Below are 16317 nucleotides of genomic sequence, written 5' to 3' on the forward strand. Positions count from 1 at the left end.
ACGCAGAGGAGCATATAGCAAAGCCGACGATTGCTTTGTGATAATAAAGCGGCTTTTTAATAGCTAAATGGCAAATTTGACCATGTACTTATTTTTTTGTCTTTCTCAATGAAGATCACTTATTTGTCTTTACAAGAATACGTAAAGACGCTAGATAAAGGGTTGTTATTCTTTTGCATTATATGGATTAACCTATTGGTGCCCGATCCTCAAGCCAGGCGCCTTTTTCGTAAAATCCAGCGCCAGTTTGAAGCGTTGCGCCCAAGCGTGAGATTTTGCGTAACCAATTGGATGGGGTTGAATTGGATATCGACGCACTGGTGCGGACGAAATGTGATTTTTTTGCTAATGGAAATAGCTCTGATCAAATCTATTTAAAATCGCGCCAGCAGACACGCGATTTGGCTGTTGCCATATTGGTGGATGTGTCGCTTTCCACCGATAGCTGGGTGAATAACCGACGCATCCTGGATATCGAAAAGGAGGCTTTGGTAACATTGGCGTCGGGTCTTGCTACTTGTAAAGATACCTTCGCAATTTATACTTTTACTTCGCGAAAAAAACATCATGTCCGTGTCTCAGTCATCAAAGATTTTAATAGTCAGATATTGCGTCGCATCGCATCGCATCGCATCGTTGCGTCCTGGCTATACTACACACGTATGGGAGCCGCATTGCGCCATAACTGTCAACTTCTGAGCAAACGTCCTGAGCGCCATCGTCTGATGTTCTTATTAAGCGATGGTAAACCCAATGATCTGGATTATTATGAGGGCCGTTACGGTATTGAAGATACCCGGCGAGCGATCCTGGAAGCGCGTAAAGCCGGGCTTTCGATATTTGGAATTATGATAGACTGCAAGGCTCAGGATTATTTTCCCTATCTCTTTGGGAAAGGAGGGTATGTCATTGTGCCGACCTGATTGCGTTTCCCACGCTCTTCCCTTCATCTGTCAGCAATTGATGGGTGATTAGTTAACCAAATTGGGTTAACGGAGCCGCTGCAGTTGTCCGCGTGATTGGTTTCTAAAAAGTGGCTAAGTATGGTGTAATTAGCTTCTTCCATTTAACTTTTTTAAATCCGGTTTAAATTTTTTATGGCAAATATCGGTTTTATCGGTCTGGGTATCATGGGGAAGCCTATGGCCAGACATTTAATTGAGGGTGGACATAGCTTGTTTTTGCACTCGCGCAGCGGGGTGCCTGCAGACCTGATTGGTTTGGGTGGCGGGGAGTGTTTGTCACACAAAGAAGTGGCGCAGCATGCGGATATTGTTATCACTATGCTGCCAGATACGCCTGATGTGGAGAAGGTTTTATTTGGTGAAAATGGCATTGTCGAGGGACTTGAATTGTGTTCGGATCAGGCCAAGATAATTGTAGATATGAGTTCGATTTCGCCATTGGAAACGCGTAAATTTGCAGCACGTATCAACGGCCTGGGACATGATTATATGGACGCACCAGTATCCGGCGGTGATGTCGGGGCGCAAAATGCGACACTGACGATCATGGTAGGCTCAAGCGTGACGGTATTCGAGAAAGTAAAACCTATTCTTGCGTTGATGGGAAAGAGCGTGACTCTTGTAGGCGAAAACGGTGCGGGCCAGGTGTGTAAAATTGCCAATCAAATCGTCGTATCTTCAGCGATCGAAGCTGTGGCTGAGGCGTTGTTGTTCGCATCCAAGGCAGGAGTGGATCCGGAGAAAGTTCGGCAGGCGTTGCTAGGTGGTTTTGCAGCTTCGCGTGTGTTGGAAGTGCATGGGGAGCGTATGATTAACCGGTGCTTTGAGCCCGGTTTTCGCATTGAATTACATCAAAAAGATTTAAATATTGCATTGGAAAGCGCGTCCGCTTTGGGTGTGAGTTTGCCGAATACCGCAACCGTGCGTGAATTATTTTCTGCTTGCCTCGCGCATGGCGGCGCAAAATGGGATAATTCCGCTATTGTGAAAATACTGGAAAAACTGGCTGATCACGAAATTCGGAAGCATCTGGAATAATTAACTTCATGACCCTACACGAACTTGTCAATAAACTGCATGCGATTTTGCCGCATGAGGCGGTGCTATACGAAACCGAAGATTTGAGGCCATATGAATGCGATGGCTTATCAGCGTATCGGCAATTGCCGCTGGTGGTTGTGTTGCCGCACACGGAAGAGCAGATCGTCAAAATTTTGCAGCTTTGCCATGCTACGAGCATTCCTGTCGTGGCACGCGGTGCAGGTACTGGTTTGTCAGGAGGTGCACTGCCGCATGTGCAAGGCGTTTTGCTGTCATTAGCTAAGCTGAACCAAATTATCGCGATTGATTCGTTGGCGCGTATGGCGCGTGTGCAGCCTGGAGTCAGAAATCTGGCGATTAGTGAGGCAGTGGCGATGTATGGCTTATATTATGCACCCGATCCTTCATCGCAGATTGCTTGCTCGATTGGCGGTAACGTGGCAGAGAATTCGGGTGGCGTGCACTGCTTGAAATATGGCTTAACAGTGCACAACATTGTCAAACTACGGGTTTTGACGATTGATGGCGAGTGTCTGGAAATAGGCGGCGAGAGTTTGGATAGTGCGGGGTATGATTTGCTCGCGTTAATGACCGGTAGTGAAGGTATGCTGGGCATAATCACGGAAATTACCGTGAAACTGATTCCAATGCCGGAGAAGGCACAGTTGGTGATGGCAGCATTTGATGATGTACTCAAGGCAGGTAATGCGGTGGCGAATGTCATCGCTGCAGGCATTATTCCCGCCGGTATGGAAATGATGGATAAAATTACTATTCATGCAGTGGAAGAATTTTTACAAGCGGGCTATGACTTGGATGCGGCGGCAATTTTGCTGTGCGAATCTGATGGCAGCGATGAAGAAGTGGCAGATGAGATCAAGCAAATTTATTCCATTATGCAGCAAAGCGGAGCAACCAAAATCAGCACCTCGCGCAATGAAGCAGAGCGCCTTAGGTTTTGGGCTGGACGGAAAGCAGCATTTCCCGCTGCCGGTAGGGTTTCGCCGGATTATTACTGCATGGATGGAACGATTCCGCGAAAACGACTGGCCGATGTGCTGCGCGGCATTGAGAAGTTATCCCTGGAATATGGGTTGCGCTGCATGAATGTGTTTCATGCTGGGGATGGTAACTTACACCCCTTGATTTTATACGATGCCAATCAGCCGGGTGAATTGGAAAGGACCGAAGAGTTTGGCGGAAAGATACTGGAGATGTGTATTCGTGCAGGGGGTACAATTACCGGGGAACATGGCGTGGGAATGGAGAAAATCAATCAGATGTGTATCCAATTTGGCACGGGTGAGTTGGCAATGTTTCATGCGGTGAAGGCGGCATTTGATCCAACGGGATTGCTGAATCCCGGTAAAGCGGTTCCTACTTTACATCGTTGTGCGGAATTGGGCGCGATGCATGTGCATCGAGGCGAGGAAAAATTTGCGGAATTGCCGCGATTTTAGAGCCTATGCAGCAAGTTATTATTGATCAATATAGCGCAGTAATTTGTGCTGCGGCAGAGAATAAATCCCCATTGCAAATACGCGGTGGTGGCACCAAGCATTTTTATGGTAATTCCTCATTCGGGCAAAAAGATATCTTGTTAGATACGACGGCGTATCACGGCATTATTGATTACGAACCGACTGAGTTGGTGATTACAGCGTGCGCAGGTACACGCTTGGCGGATCTGGAGGCTTTGCTGGCGCAGCACGGGCAAATGTTGCCATTCGAGCCGCCACATTTTGGTGCAGATGCGACTTTGGGTGGGTGCATTGCGACGGGTTTATCAGGTCCACGTCGTGTTGCTGCTGGCGCGGCGCGTGATTTTGTGTTGGGTACGCGATTGCTCGACGGAAAAGGTAGGGATTTGCGTTTTGGCGGACAAGTAATGAAAAATGTCGCGGGTTATGATGTTTCCCGGTTGATGGTGGGAGCTATGGGCACTTTAGGTGTGTTGCTGGAAGTTTCGCTGAAGGTCTTACCAAAACCACCATTTGAAATTACGATACAGATGCCCATGGATGAAGCTGCAGCGATCGAGAAAATGAATCAATGGGCTAGTAAGCCGCTGCCGATTTCAGCAACTTGTTATGTTGAGGGCGTGTTGTTTCTCAGGTTATCTGGTGCTGAATCAGCAGTGCGTGCAGCGCAGATAAAATTGGGAGGCGAAGAGTTAGCAGGAGGTAAGGATTTCTGGCAATCGGTACGCGAGCAGTCGCATGATTTTTTTCAATCAGATAAGCTTCTATGGCGTTTATCGATCAAATCAACAACAGCGCCTATATTACTGCCCGGAAAACAATTACTGGAGTGGTGTGGCGGCTTACGGTGGTTGCTTTGTGATGCAAGTGTGGGCCAGGAAATAATTCGTAAAACAGCTAAAAATGCGAGTGGCCATGTTACTTTGTTTCGTAGCAATGCGTTGCGCAATGCTGTGTTTCATCCGTTGGATCCGGCTATGCTGGAAATTCATCGCTTGCTGAAAGAAAAATTTGATCCATCGGGAATTTTTAATCCCGGCCGGTTTTATTCAGAGTTTTAAATGCAAACCAAGCTTGCTGATTTTATAAAAAACTCACCGCAGGGGCAGGAAGCGGATGCCATTTTGCGTAGTTGCGTGCATTGCGGTTTTTGTTTGGCGACTTGCCCTACCTATCAGATTCTGGGTGATGAGCTGGATAGTCCGCGCGGTCGTATTTATCTGATGAAACAGATGCTGGAAGGGCAGTCGGTCACGCAAAAAACGCAATTGCATCTGGATCGATGCCTTACATGCCGTGCCTGTGAAACGACTTGCCCATCAGGGGTGCGTTATGGTGCCTTAGTGGATATCAGTCGAGGCATTGTTGAGAAACAGGTAAAGCGTGATCTTGGATCAGAAGTTTTGCGGTATACACTGCGGAAAATTTTGCCTAATCCATTGCTATTCAATACGTTTTTCAAAGTGGGTCAGGTCGTGCGCCCATTCTTGCCGCAGAAACTCAAAAGAAAAATTCCGGTTAAGCCTGATCCTGCCAGTGCGTGGCCTGCAGAGCGGCATGCGCGCAAAATGCTGGTGCTTGACGGTTGCGTGCAACCGTCATTGGCGCCTAATATTAATGCCGCTACTGCACGTGTGCTAAACAGCCTGGGCATAACATTGATCAAGGCTGAAAATGCAGGATGTTGTGGCGCAGTCACCTTCCATTTGAATGACCAGCAGGATGGGCTTAACTATATGCGGCGCAATATAGATGCTTGGTGGCCTTTGCTTGAGCAAGAAGGAATCGAGGCGATTGTGATGACTGCGAGTGGGTGTGGTGTAACGGTCAAAGAATATGGGCATTTATTAAGTCATGATCCGGATTATGCAGAAAAAGCTGAAAATATTTCAGCTCTGACCAAAGATATTAGTGAAGTGCTATTGGTTGAAATCGAGAGTCTGCAACAATTGGTCCAATCGCGATTAGAGCTGAATCAGTCAAAATTATCTTTCCATTCTCCTTGTACCCTGCAGCATGGCATGAAAATTCGTGGTGTAGTGGAGAAAATACTGATGCTTGCTGGTTTTGATTTAACCGTTGTTCCCAATGCGCATCTATGTTGTGGTTCAGCAGGCACGTACTCAATTTTGCAGCCGGAGCTTTCACAACAACTCTTGAAAAATAAAATCATTGCGCTTGAGTCCGGAAAACCGGATCAGGTTGCTACTGCGAATATTGGGTGTTTGATGCACCTGAAAAACGGTACATTAACACCTGTGAAACACTGGATTGAGTTATTGGATGAGCGGATAATTCGCCCTAAAGTTTGAAGTTGCAGTGTTTGTCAGTAAATGATCTTGGTTCAGGCAGCGCAGCTGCTATGTATTGCGCATACTGTTTCCATGTCTGTTACACAAACTTAATCAGATTTAATTTTCCGATTATTCAGTCAGTGCTTTATCAGGATATTATCAAGATAAAGTATTTGCTCTTTGCAGGAGGATAAAGGAACCCCGTAGTTTTTTAGTTTCTGATAAAATCATTATTTAATACTAGAATAAAATTTATATGGAATTATCAATATTTCAAGATCATTTTCTGCTGAGATTGGAGAATTTGCTCTTTGTTATTACAGCATTAGTCAGTGGATCACTGTTGTTGTGGCCTATGCTTACACAGCGGGGCATAAAAGAGGTTGATACGCGAGTCGCGGTTCAATTAATCAATTACCAGGATGCGTTAGTGCTAGATGTCCGTGATGACAGCGAGTATACAGCGGGCCATTTGCCAAACTCTAAACATATTCCAGCTGAGAAAATTGCGGAGCGCTGGACAGAACTACAGAAGTTTAAGGAAAAACCTATTCTTGTGATATACCGGGCTGGTATTCGATCGAATAATCCCAGTGTGGTTTTGAAGAAAAATGGTTTTTCTCAGGTAATTAATCTAATGGGTGGCATTGATGCATGGAAACGTGCTGGTTTGCCTATCGCCAAGCGTTAGAGAGTCATATGCCCAGAGTAATTATGTATACATCAGGTTTTTGTCCTTATTGTAAAATGGCCGAAAGCTTATTGCGTTCAAGAGGTGTTGATGAGATTGAGAAAATTCGTATTGATTTAGAGCCTGACCAGCGTGTTGAGATGATGGATAAAACCGGTCGCCGTACTGTTCCTCAGATTTATATCGGAGAGCGGTACGTGGGAGGTTACGATGATTTAACGCAACTTGATCGTAAGGGGGAATTAGCAGCATTACTGGCAACTTGATCGCAGAATTAGAGTGTTTAATTGCGATTTATAATGTAAATGGAATTTAACTTTTATTCACCACCGGATATTAAATATGAGTGAGCAGCCGCAACCAGTTTTTGCTATAGAAAAAATTTATGTAAAGGATTTATCTCTGGAGATTCCAAATGCACCTAATATCTTTCTGGAAAGAGATACGCCCGAGATTAATTTGCAACTTGGAACTAAACATCAAAGTATTGATACAGGATTGTACGAAGTGCTGCTAACGGTAACAGTTACCGCTAAGATTAAAGATAAGATAATGTTTTTGATTGAGACGCAACAGGCCGGTATTTTTCGTATTCAAAATATTCCAAATGAGGAAATAGAACCCGTTCTGGGGATCGGGTGTCCCAATATTCTTTTTCCCTATTTGCGTGAGGTAGTGTCGGATATTGTGACTAGATCCGGTTTCCCACCGGTAATTCTCAATCCGGTAAATTTTGAAGCGATCTATCAGCAAAAAAAAACGGAACCTAGTACACACTAAATTGATAATAATCTTGAAGTTTGAACGTAATCCTACAATGAAAAGAAAATTGCAGAATTCAGTGCCTAGACTGAAATGCAAAATACTGATTGCAGTGATGAGTATTTTGTATTTGCTTCCAGGCTATGTGATGGCTGAGATGGAGTTTTTCTCGATAGCTGAAAATGCCATTGTTATGTATGATGCACCGTCGTTACAAGCTGATAAATTATTTGTGGCAGGGCGCCATCTCCCAGTTGAAGTAGTGGTGGATGTCGATGGATGGGCAAAAGTTCGTGATAGTAGCGGGGGGCTTGCTTGGGTTCAGAAGAAAGATTTGAATCAACAACGCTATGTTATTGTGACAGTACCATTAGCTGATGTTCACTTGTCCGCAGATGTTAACTCAGAATTAGTATTTCAAGCTGAAGAGAATATCGTTATGGAGTGGCTGCAGTCCGAAATCCAAGGATGGGTGAAAGTGCGGCATAGCGACGGTCCAATGGGTTATGTTAAAGTCAGTCAGGTTTGGGGTTCATGAAAATTGCAGTACTGGGTGCGGGTGCATGGGGTTCCGCATTAGCAATTAGTTTTTCTGCACGTCATCAAATAAATTTGTGGACGAAAGATCCAGAACATGCAGTTGACATGGATAAGCGACGCTTTAATCAATCTTTCTTGCCAGGATATTTGTTACCTAAATCGCTAAAGATTACCTCGCAACTTACTGAAGCCCTCGATGGCGTTGATCTCGCTTTGATTGTCGTTCCCATTGCAGGCTTACGCGAAACTTTACGGACTATCATTGCAAGCAATATCAGAGTGCCGCTTATTTGGGGATGTAAGGGTTTAGAGACAGGAACCGCTTATCTGCCGCATCAAGTCGTTGAGGAAGAGTATGGCGTTAAACTTTCTTATTGCGGGGTTTTATCGGGACCTAGTTTTGCGGAAGAAGTTGCACAGGGACTGCCGACAGCTTTAACATTTGCCTCTAACGAACCTGAGTTTTCAAGCAGAATATCGGCAGAATTACATAGCCCAAGATTGAGAATCTATACCAGTGGAGATATTGTCGGCGTGGAAACCGGGGGCGCGATAAAGAATGTAATTACGATCGCGGCAGGTATCTCTGATGGTATTGGGTTTGGCCACAATGCACGTGCCGCATTAATCACGCGAGGGTTAATGGAAATAACTAGGCTAGGGCTTAGCCTGGGTGGAAAGATGGAGACTTTTATCGGATTGGCGGGTGTGGGTGATTTGATTTTGACAAGTACTGGCGATCTATCACGGAACAGACGAGTAGGATTGATGTTAGCTGCAGGGAAAACATTGCATGATATTTTAAATGAGCTTGGACATGTAGCTGAGGGTGTGCATGCAGCACTATCAGTGCTGCAATTAGGTAAGAGATTGAATATTGAAATGCCCATTACACAAGCAATTTGCAGTATTTTACATGAAGGTGTGTCGGCGCGAAGTGCTGTGGAAGTGTTGTTAAATCGTGAACAGAAATCAGAAATTTATTGATATTAAATTGACTCGATGAGGTATTAATGATTCCTGTTTTTATATATAACGCATTGTTTGTATGTATTTTTATACTCTTAATGTAAAAATTGTAGTTTTTTGTAACATTGGTCAATCAAATTAATGATGTTACGGGAACGCCTGAATTTGCTTGACCGGGCGTTAACGGCTTGATATAAGTGCGACTGCAGTATTTGCTTGTGATTTAATTACCATTAACTTAGAAGGGGAATTATATGAACAAATCCGAACTCATTGAAGCTATCGCAAACTCGGCTAAAATTTCCAAAGCTTCGGCAGGAAGCGCATTGGATGGAGCATTAACTGCAATAAAAGGAGCGCTTAAAAAGAATGAAAGTGTAACTTTGGTCGGATTTGGGACTTTTAAAGTAGGTACAAGAGCTGCGCGTACGGGTCGTAATCCTCGTACCGGCGCAGCCATTAAGATCAAAGCAGCTAAGGTACCTAAATTCAGTGCTGGTAAAGCACTCAAAGATGCAGTAAACTAGCGCACTTTCTGATTGGGGTGCTTAGCTCAGCTGGTAGAGCGTCGCCCTTACAAGGCGAATGTCGGCGGTTCGATCCCGTCAGCACCCACCAATCAATATAGACCAGTTTGGGAGTGGTAGTTCAGTTGGTTAGAATACCGGCCTGTCACGCCGGGGGTCGCGGGTTCGAGTCCCGTCCACTCCGCCAAAAAATCAGTAATGAATTATAAATTTCCCAAGGTTATTTCCACTAAAATTATTTTCGTAGACTCTAATTGTGTTTGATCTAGTTAACCGAAAAAAACGTGTCGTTCAGGTGATTCTGGGCTTGGCAGTGCTGCCATTTATGTTCTGGGGCGTGGAATCTTATCGGAGCGATAGTGGCGAAGGCTATGTTGCAATCGTCGAAGGTGACGAAATTTCCCGGCGCGAGTATGAACAAGCACTACGTGATCATCATGAACGCTTGCGGGGTATGCTTGGCGCAAATTTCGATAGCGCGATGCTTGATAATTTTGAAGTTAGAAACTCTGTGCTTGAAAGGCTGATTCAGCAGCGATTATTACAGCAAGAAGCTGTAAAAAATGGCTTTGTTGTTTTGGACTCGCAGTTAATAAAGACAATTCAAGATGTGCAGGCATTTCAAAAGAATAATAAATTTTCTAAGCAGCAATACGAAGAATTGTTGCGTAACCAAGGTCTTACCCCCGAGATATTTGAATCACGTGTGCGCCAAGAACTATTGTTGCAACAGCTACTAGATGGATATAGTGAAAATGCGATCACGCCAAGCACTATCGCTGAGAGAGTGCAATACCTGAGTGAAGTCCGGCGTGAGATCAGTCAATCACAAATTGCACCTGACCAATTTCTCTCTCAGGCCGTGCCTAGAGAAGAAGATATTTCTGCTTATTATGAACAGCATAAAGCGGATTTTGATTTGCCGGAACGAGCCAAAGTTGAATATCTGGTTTTATCTTTGGATGCTGTAGCAAAAAACGAATTCGTGAGTGATGAGGCGGTCAATACTTATTTTTCAGAGCATCAATCGGAGTTTGGTCAATCTGAGGAACGCAAGGCTAGTCATATATTAATCAGTGTGTCTGCGGACGCATCAGAGGAAGAAAAACAAATAGCGTGGGATAAGGCAGAGAAAATTTTGGAACAGGTTAAGCAGGATCCAGATCAGTTTGCAGAAATTGCAAGAGAGCATTCAGATGACCCCGGTTCAGCAGTGCGGGGAGGAGATCTTGGCTTCTTTGGCCGTGGTGTCATGGTTAAATCTTTTGAAAATAAAATTTTTTCGATGCAACTGGATGAAATCAGCAACATAGTAGAAACAGATTTTGGTCTGCATATAATTAAATTAACAGCAATCAAGGAAGAGAGGCACCCAGATCTAGAGGAGGTTCGTGAGCAAATTGAGAATACGCTTAAGATAGGAATGGTAGAAAGTGTTTTTGGTGAGATTGCCGAGGACTTTAGTAATGTTGTTTATGAGCAGGGTGAAAGTCTGCAAGCAGCGGCTGAAAAGTTTGAGTTAACCATAGAAAAGAGTGATTGGATTACAAGAGACTCAATAGAGCCCGAGATTCTTTCCAATGAAAAAATGCTGAAAGCAATTTTTTCAGATGATGTCATTTCAAATGGCCGTAATACGGAAGCTATCGAAGTAGATCCTGATACATTCGTTTCTGCTCGTGTTATTGAATATAGACCGGCTACTGCACAGTCATTGGCAGTTGTAAGAGATGAAATCGTGGATAAACTTAAGCGGGAGATGGCTGCATCAATGGCTGTTGCAGAGGGACGAGAAAAGCTTACTCGATTACAGGCGGGAGAGGTTCTTGATGATATTGCTTGGGATGATACGCAATCGATTTCTTATATGCAGCCGCAAGGATTAGATCATGAGGCTTTGCGGGCTATTTTTAGAGCAGAAGTTGATGAGCTTCCTGTTTATGTCGGCGTGGTTAATCCAGAGGGCGGGTTTAATTTAATACAAATTAGCAGGGTAATAGAGCCTGTACCAGATGAAAAAACTACGCTTGAAAATTTTACTAAGCAATTGCAGCAGATGATAACGCAAGAAGAAATGTCGTCTTATCTGACTGCAATCAGGCAGCGGTATGAAGTCAAAATTAAACAAAATAGTTTTTGATTGTTATTTTAGTACTCTAATTGTGGTTAATCGCCGAGATTAAATGCGACTGTATTAAAACCTGCATCTACATAAGTGATTTCCCCGGTAATGCCACTGGCCAGGTCACTGCATAAGAAAGCGGCAACATTGCCAACTTCTTCGATAGTGACATTACGTCGGAGCGGAGCGACCTTCTCAGTATATCCTAATAATTTTCCAAAATTTCCGATACCGGAGGCTGCCAGAGTTCTAATGGGTCCGGCAGAAATAGCATTAACACGTATCCCTTTTGGGCCCAAGCTGGAAGCCATGAAGCGAACATTCGCTTCAAGGCTGGCTTTGGCTAGCCCCATTACATTGTAGTTGGGCATGACACGAACAGCACCTAAATAGCTTAGCGTTAAAAGAGCGCCATTTCTATCTTGCATTAATGGTTGAGCAGCTTTTGCAAGGGCTGAGAAACTATAGGCGCTGATATCGTGTGCAATTCGAAAAGCCTCTCTATCAACACTTTCCAGGTAATCTCCACTTAGGGCTTCACGGGGTGCAAAGGCAATCGAATGGATAATACAATCCAATCCATCCCAATGCTTTTGCAGTTGCTCAAAGCACATTGAGATTTCATCGTCGCTTGCAACATTGCAGGGAAATAGTAAACTGCTGTCAAACTCAGCGGCTAACTTTTCAACTCGCCCATGAAGTTCTTCGCTTTGATAAGTAAAGGCTAATGACGCACCTTCTCGTTTCATGACCTTCGCGATACCGTAAGCTATTGAGCGGTTACTGAGTAGTCCTGTAATGAGTACACGCTTATTGGCGAGAAATCCCATAAATTTTCCTTGTAAAATTGAGCATTTTGACAAATTATAGCCGAAGGGTTGAGTAAGGTGGCGTTAAACACAAGAATAAGTTGAAGATGCGAGTATCATTATTGACTTTGAACAGATTCTAGAAAGCCGGGTTTGCAATGAAATTTTTATTAATTAAGTTCTGGTTACTGATTGTTACTACTGTACAACTAACTGCATGTGGTGAGAATAATTGGAATAATCCTTATGCCGCTTCGGAGACAGGGGAGAATATTCTTTATAGTGTGTTTACTGAACGTCCAAAGCATCTTGACCCAGTGCAATCCTACAGTTCCAATGAAATCCAGTTTACTGCCCAGATTTACGAACCTCCACTGCAATATCATTATTTGAAAAGGCCTTTTGTTTTAATTCCAGCAACTGCGGAAGAAATGCCCATAGTGAAATATTTCGACGCTGAAGGTATCCAATTGTCGGATGAGGCGCATTCTAATGATATTGTTTATAGTGTTTATGAGATCTCGATTAAACCTGAGATTTTCTATCAACCTCATCCAGCTTTTGTGATGGATGAGCAGGATAATTGGTTATATCATGCACTGAACGAGCAAACATTAGCATCGATATTTAAGCTATCCGATTTTGCTTATACAGATACTAGGGAGTTGGAGGCTGAAGATTATGTGTATCAGGTTAAGCGTCTGGCTCACCCAAGATTGCATTCTCCAATATATGGGCTCATGGCGGATTATATAGTGGGACTGAAGGAGTATGCAGCTGCATTGAAAAATGCAGAACTAAATTTACCAGAGGGAGAAAAATACTTAGACTTGAGGAAGCATCGATTAGAGGGGGTTCAAGTAATCGATAAATATACTTATCGCATAAAAATACATGGGAAGTATCCTCAATTTCTCTATTGGTTGGCGATGCCTTTTTTTGCGCCGATTCCTTGGGAAGCAGATCGTTTTTATTCGCAGTTGGGATTAATGCAAAAAAACATAACACTAGATTGGTATCCTGTTGGTACAGGTCCATATATGCTCACTGAAAACGATCCCAATCTGCGCATGGTATTAGAAAAAAATCCGAACTTCCATGACGAATACTATCCGACAAAGGGTATGCTCGGAGATGATGAGAGTGGATTACTAAAGGATGCGGGAAAAAAATTGCCATTTATCGACAAAGTTATTTATACCCGGGAAAAAGAAAGTATTCCAAGATGGAATAAATTTATGCAAGGTTATTATGATGCCAGCGGCATTGGTTCAGACAGTTTTGATCAGGCGGTTCAGCTAGTCGGACAAGGGGAGGCGACAGTTACCGAAGAAATGGAAGAGCAAGGGATCAGGTTGGAAACAACTGTGGCGGTGTCAACTTACTACATGGGTTTTAATATGTTGGATCCTGTGGTGGGGGGGAGGAATGAGCGTGAGCGTGAATCGGCTAGAAAGCTTCGGCAAGCGATTTCGATTGCTGTTGATTATGAAGAATTTATTTCAATTTTTGCGAATGGTCGAGGAATACCCGCACAAAGCCCGATCTCGCCGGGTATTGTAGGCTATCGTGATGGTCGAGAAGGTATAAACTCGATAGTATATGACTGGATTGGTGGTCAGCCGCAGAGAAAATCAATCCAAACTGCAAAAGCTTTGCTTGCGGAGGCGGGATATCCAAATGGGATTGATCGAAAAACGGGAGCGCCATTAATTCTGTATTTTGATGTGACGGCGCGCAGTTCTGAAGATAGATCAAAGCTTGATTGGATGCGGAAACAATTCCAAAAATTAAATATACAATTGGTAGTTAGGAGCACAGATTACAATCGTTTTCAAGATAAGATTCGAAAAGGCAATGCACAAATTTTCGAGTGGGGTTGGAATGCAGACTACCCTGATCCGGAGAATTTCTTGTTTTTACTATATGGACCTCAACGCAAGGTCGGAAATAGTGGTGAGAATGCTGTGAATTATGACAATACTGAATATAATCAGTTGTTTGAGCAGATGAAAAATATGGAGAATGGGCCGGAGCGACAACTGATTATAGATCGCATGGTGGAGATATTGCGTTACGATGCGCCCTGGTTGTGGGGATATCATCCAAAAGATTATGGTTTGTATCATTCTTGGTATCAGAATGTTAAACCAAACAGAATATCAAATAATAATATCAAATATTTTAAAATTGATGCCAATTTAAGAGAGGCTAAGCGTCGCGAATGGAATGAGCCGGTATTTTGGCCTATTGCATTGATACCAATTATTTTGATGATTAGTTTTGTTCCCGCTGTAGGAGCGTTCCGTCGTCACGAAAGTAGTACTGCAGTACGTAAAGCCTAAATTCACAGCAATCTACTGATAATGCTAAGTTATATTGTTAGACGTTTGTTTTATGCGATACCGATACTTATCGGGGTCAATTTACTTACATTTACGTTATTTTTTGTAGTGAATACACCTGATGATATGGCGCGCATGCAATTGGGTATTAAGTATGTTACGCCAGAAGCAATTGAAAAATGGAAAGTTGAGCGAGGTTACGATAAGCCTCTATTGTTTAATTCCGAAGTCGAGAAGCTGGAAAAACTGACGAATACAATTTTCTTTGAGAAATCAATTTCAATGTTTGTTTTTGAATTTGGACGTTCGGATGATGGGCGGGATATTGCGCGAGAAATTAAGTCACGCATGATGCCAAGCCTTGCAATTGCGCTGCCTGTATTTGTATTAGGGTTGCTTGTTTATATTACTTTTGCGTTGCTGATAGTTTTTTTTCGTGCCACTTATATCGATTTCTGGGGGGTGGTTATATGTGTGGCGCTGATGTCGATTTCGAGTTTATTTTATATTATTGTTGGACAGTTTTTGGTAAGTAAATTATGGCATTGGGTTCCAATATCGGGTTATGGAACTGGATTAGACGCAACAAAGTTTTTGTTGTTGCCTGTCTTGATTGGCGTTATTAGTAGTGCTGGATCTCACATTCGTTGGTATCGTACAATATTTTTAGAGGAGATGAACAAAGAATATGTGCGTACAGCTAGAGCAAAAGGGTTATCGGAACGTATTGTTTTATTCAGGCATGTACTCAAAAATGCATTAATTCCAATTCTAACCGGCGCGGTTGTTGTCGTGCCTCTGTTGTTTCTGGGGAGTTTGCTGGTCGAATCTTTTTTCGGTATTCCGGGACTTGGCAGTTATACCATCGATGCGATTAATTCACAGGACTTCGCGATTGTCAGGGCAATGGTTTTTCTGGGCTCAATGCTTTATATTGTGGGGCTGATCCTAACCGATATTTCTTATACGCTTGTTGATCCAAGAATACGACTTACTTAGGTGTGATTTTTTGGGGATAGAATTCGTTAAGTCGCGAATTTCTGGCTTGCAGAAGTGATTTTTGAAACATTATTGCCCTTTTATATTACCTCAATATAAAACAAGATTGACTTATGGGGGTAATATATTCATAATCCCCCGTTTCGTTCGGAGGGGTTCCCGAGCGGTCAAAGGGATCAGACTGTAAATCTGACGGCTCTGCCTTCGAAGGTTCGAATCCTTCCCCCTCCACCAAGTTAGGAAGTATAGTATGGTAGTAAATTGGCTTTAGGGAATGGATGTTCTGCTTTGGCGGATCGATTTTGCGCTTTCTTACAAGGTTTGTAGCGCGGGTGTAGCTCAATGGTAGAGCAGAAGCCTTCCAAGCTTACGACGAGGGTTCGATTCCCTTCACCCGCTCCAGGTTTGGGTGGTATTAATTTATATAGTTATTGGTTGTTTGTGTATATGCTTGCCCATGTAGCTCAGTGGTAGAGCACTCCCTTGGTAAGGGAGAGGTCGCCAGTTCAATTCTGGCCATGGGCTCCATAGTATGATGGATTGTATGGTTAAAGCACGTAAAGGGGAAACAAGACATGGCAAAGAGTAAATTTGAGCGGTCTAAGCCACATGTAAATGTTGGAACGATAGGGCATGTGGATCATGGTAAGACAACGCTTACTGCGGCAATTACGACGATACTGACGAAGAAGTTTGGTGGAGAAGCGAAGAGTTATGCTCAAATTGATTCTGCACCGGAAGAGCGTGCGCGCGGTATAACCATTAATACAGC

General features: G+C 43.5%; 16 protein-coding genes and 5 tRNA genes. 20 read left to right on the forward strand and 1 reads right to left on the reverse strand.

Features of this window, described 5'->3' with window-relative positions; translation table 11 throughout:
• The first annotated feature begins 275 nt into the window (after nucleotides 1–275).
• From Q0C11_RS03170 to Q0C11_RS03235, 14 genes are all read left to right on the forward strand, one after another.
• Complete coding sequence (locus Q0C11_RS03170) at nucleotides 276–923, forward strand: nitric oxide reductase activation protein NorD (protein WP_293005668.1); 648 nt, start codon at nucleotides 276–278, stop codon at nucleotides 921–923.
• 174 nt (nucleotides 924–1097) lie between these two features.
• On the forward strand, nucleotides 1098–2003 hold the full coding sequence (locus tag Q0C11_RS03175; protein ID WP_293005669.1) for a 2-hydroxy-3-oxopropionate reductase: 906 nt from the start codon (nucleotides 1098–1100) through the stop codon (nucleotides 2001–2003).
• A gap of 8 nt (nucleotides 2004–2011) precedes the next feature.
• The gene (locus Q0C11_RS03180) at nucleotides 2012–3466 is read left to right on the forward strand and encodes an FAD-linked oxidase C-terminal domain-containing protein (RefSeq protein ID WP_293005671.1); all 1455 of its coding nucleotides are present in this window, start codon (nucleotides 2012–2014) and stop codon (nucleotides 3464–3466) included.
• Nucleotides 3467–3471: 5 nt separating this feature from the next.
• On the forward strand, nucleotides 3472–4548 hold the full coding sequence (gene glcE, locus Q0C11_RS03185) for a glycolate oxidase subunit GlcE (protein ID WP_293005673.1): 1077 nt from the start codon (nucleotides 3472–3474) through the stop codon (nucleotides 4546–4548).
• The gene (gene glcF, locus Q0C11_RS03190; RefSeq protein ID WP_293005674.1) at nucleotides 4549–5799 is read left to right on the forward strand and encodes a glycolate oxidase subunit GlcF; all 1251 of its coding nucleotides are present in this window, start codon (nucleotides 4549–4551) and stop codon (nucleotides 5797–5799) included.
• A 238-nt stretch (nucleotides 5800–6037) separates the two neighbouring features.
• Entirely contained in the window at nucleotides 6038–6472 is a 435-nt protein-coding gene (locus Q0C11_RS03195) for a rhodanese-like domain-containing protein (RefSeq protein ID WP_293005676.1), read from the forward strand.
• Between the two features lie 8 nt (nucleotides 6473–6480).
• Entirely contained in the window at nucleotides 6481–6738 is a 258-nt protein-coding gene (gene grxC / locus Q0C11_RS03200) for a glutaredoxin 3 (protein WP_293005678.1), read from the forward strand.
• 76 nt (nucleotides 6739–6814) lie between these two features.
• Nucleotides 6815–7252, forward strand: coding sequence for a protein-export chaperone SecB (gene secB / locus Q0C11_RS03205; protein WP_293005680.1), 438 nt, complete (start codon nucleotides 6815–6817; stop codon nucleotides 7250–7252).
• 61 nt (nucleotides 7253–7313) lie between these two features.
• Complete coding sequence (locus tag Q0C11_RS03210) at nucleotides 7314–7772, forward strand: SH3 domain-containing protein (RefSeq protein ID WP_293005682.1); 459 nt, start codon at nucleotides 7314–7316, stop codon at nucleotides 7770–7772.
• Nucleotides 7769–8761, forward strand: a complete 993-nt coding sequence (locus Q0C11_RS03215; protein ID WP_293005684.1) for an NAD(P)H-dependent glycerol-3-phosphate dehydrogenase — start codon at nucleotides 7769–7771, stop codon at nucleotides 8759–8761. Before Q0C11_RS03210 ends, Q0C11_RS03215 begins: the two co-directional genes overlap by 4 nt.
• A 236-nt stretch (nucleotides 8762–8997) precedes the next feature.
• Nucleotides 8998–9270, forward strand: a complete 273-nt coding sequence (locus tag Q0C11_RS03220; RefSeq protein ID WP_293005686.1) for an HU family DNA-binding protein — start codon at nucleotides 8998–9000, stop codon at nucleotides 9268–9270.
• 15 nt (nucleotides 9271–9285) lie between these two features.
• Nucleotides 9286–9361 (forward strand) — tRNA-Val (locus Q0C11_RS03225).
• Between the two features lie 19 nt (nucleotides 9362–9380).
• Nucleotides 9381–9457, forward strand: a tRNA-Asp gene (locus Q0C11_RS03230).
• 69 nt (nucleotides 9458–9526) lie between these two features.
• Nucleotides 9527–11410: a SurA N-terminal domain-containing protein gene (locus tag Q0C11_RS03235; RefSeq protein WP_293005688.1), complete on the forward strand. Its 1884-nt coding sequence runs from the start codon at nucleotides 9527–9529 to the stop codon at nucleotides 11408–11410.
• Between the two features lie 26 nt (nucleotides 11411–11436).
• Here the strand turns inward: Q0C11_RS03235 and Q0C11_RS03240 are convergent, their stop codons facing one another.
• A complete protein-coding gene (locus tag Q0C11_RS03240; protein ID WP_293005690.1) occupies nucleotides 11437–12222 on the reverse strand; it encodes an SDR family oxidoreductase in 786 nt (261 codons plus the stop codon).
• 137 nt (nucleotides 12223–12359) lie between these two features.
• Here Q0C11_RS03240 and Q0C11_RS03245 point away from each other — a divergent pair, with 137 nt between their 5' ends.
• The 6 genes from Q0C11_RS03245 to Q0C11_RS03270 form a co-directional block, all read left to right on the forward strand.
• Nucleotides 12360–14546 (forward strand): ABC transporter substrate-binding protein, encoded by a 2187-nt coding sequence (locus Q0C11_RS03245; RefSeq protein ID WP_293005691.1) that lies wholly within the window; start codon nucleotides 12360–12362, stop codon nucleotides 14544–14546.
• 21 nt (nucleotides 14547–14567) lie between these two features.
• Nucleotides 14568–15545, forward strand: coding sequence for an ABC transporter permease (locus tag Q0C11_RS03250; protein ID WP_293005693.1), 978 nt, complete (start codon nucleotides 14568–14570; stop codon nucleotides 15543–15545).
• 149 nt (nucleotides 15546–15694) lie between these two features.
• A tRNA-Tyr gene (locus Q0C11_RS03255) sits at nucleotides 15695–15779 on the forward strand.
• A 94-nt stretch (nucleotides 15780–15873) separates the two neighbouring features.
• A tRNA-Gly gene (locus Q0C11_RS03260) sits at nucleotides 15874–15947 on the forward strand.
• A 51-nt stretch (nucleotides 15948–15998) separates the two neighbouring features.
• A tRNA-Thr gene (locus Q0C11_RS03265) sits at nucleotides 15999–16073 on the forward strand.
• 47 nt (nucleotides 16074–16120) lie between these two features.
• Nucleotides 16121–16317 (forward strand): GTP-binding protein (locus Q0C11_RS03270; RefSeq protein WP_293005695.1); only part of this gene is annotated, 197 nt, incomplete at its 3' end.

It is taken from the genome of Nitrosomonas sp., assembly GCF_022842015.1.
Taxonomy (GTDB): domain Bacteria; phylum Pseudomonadota; class Gammaproteobacteria; order Burkholderiales; family Nitrosomonadaceae; genus Nitrosomonas.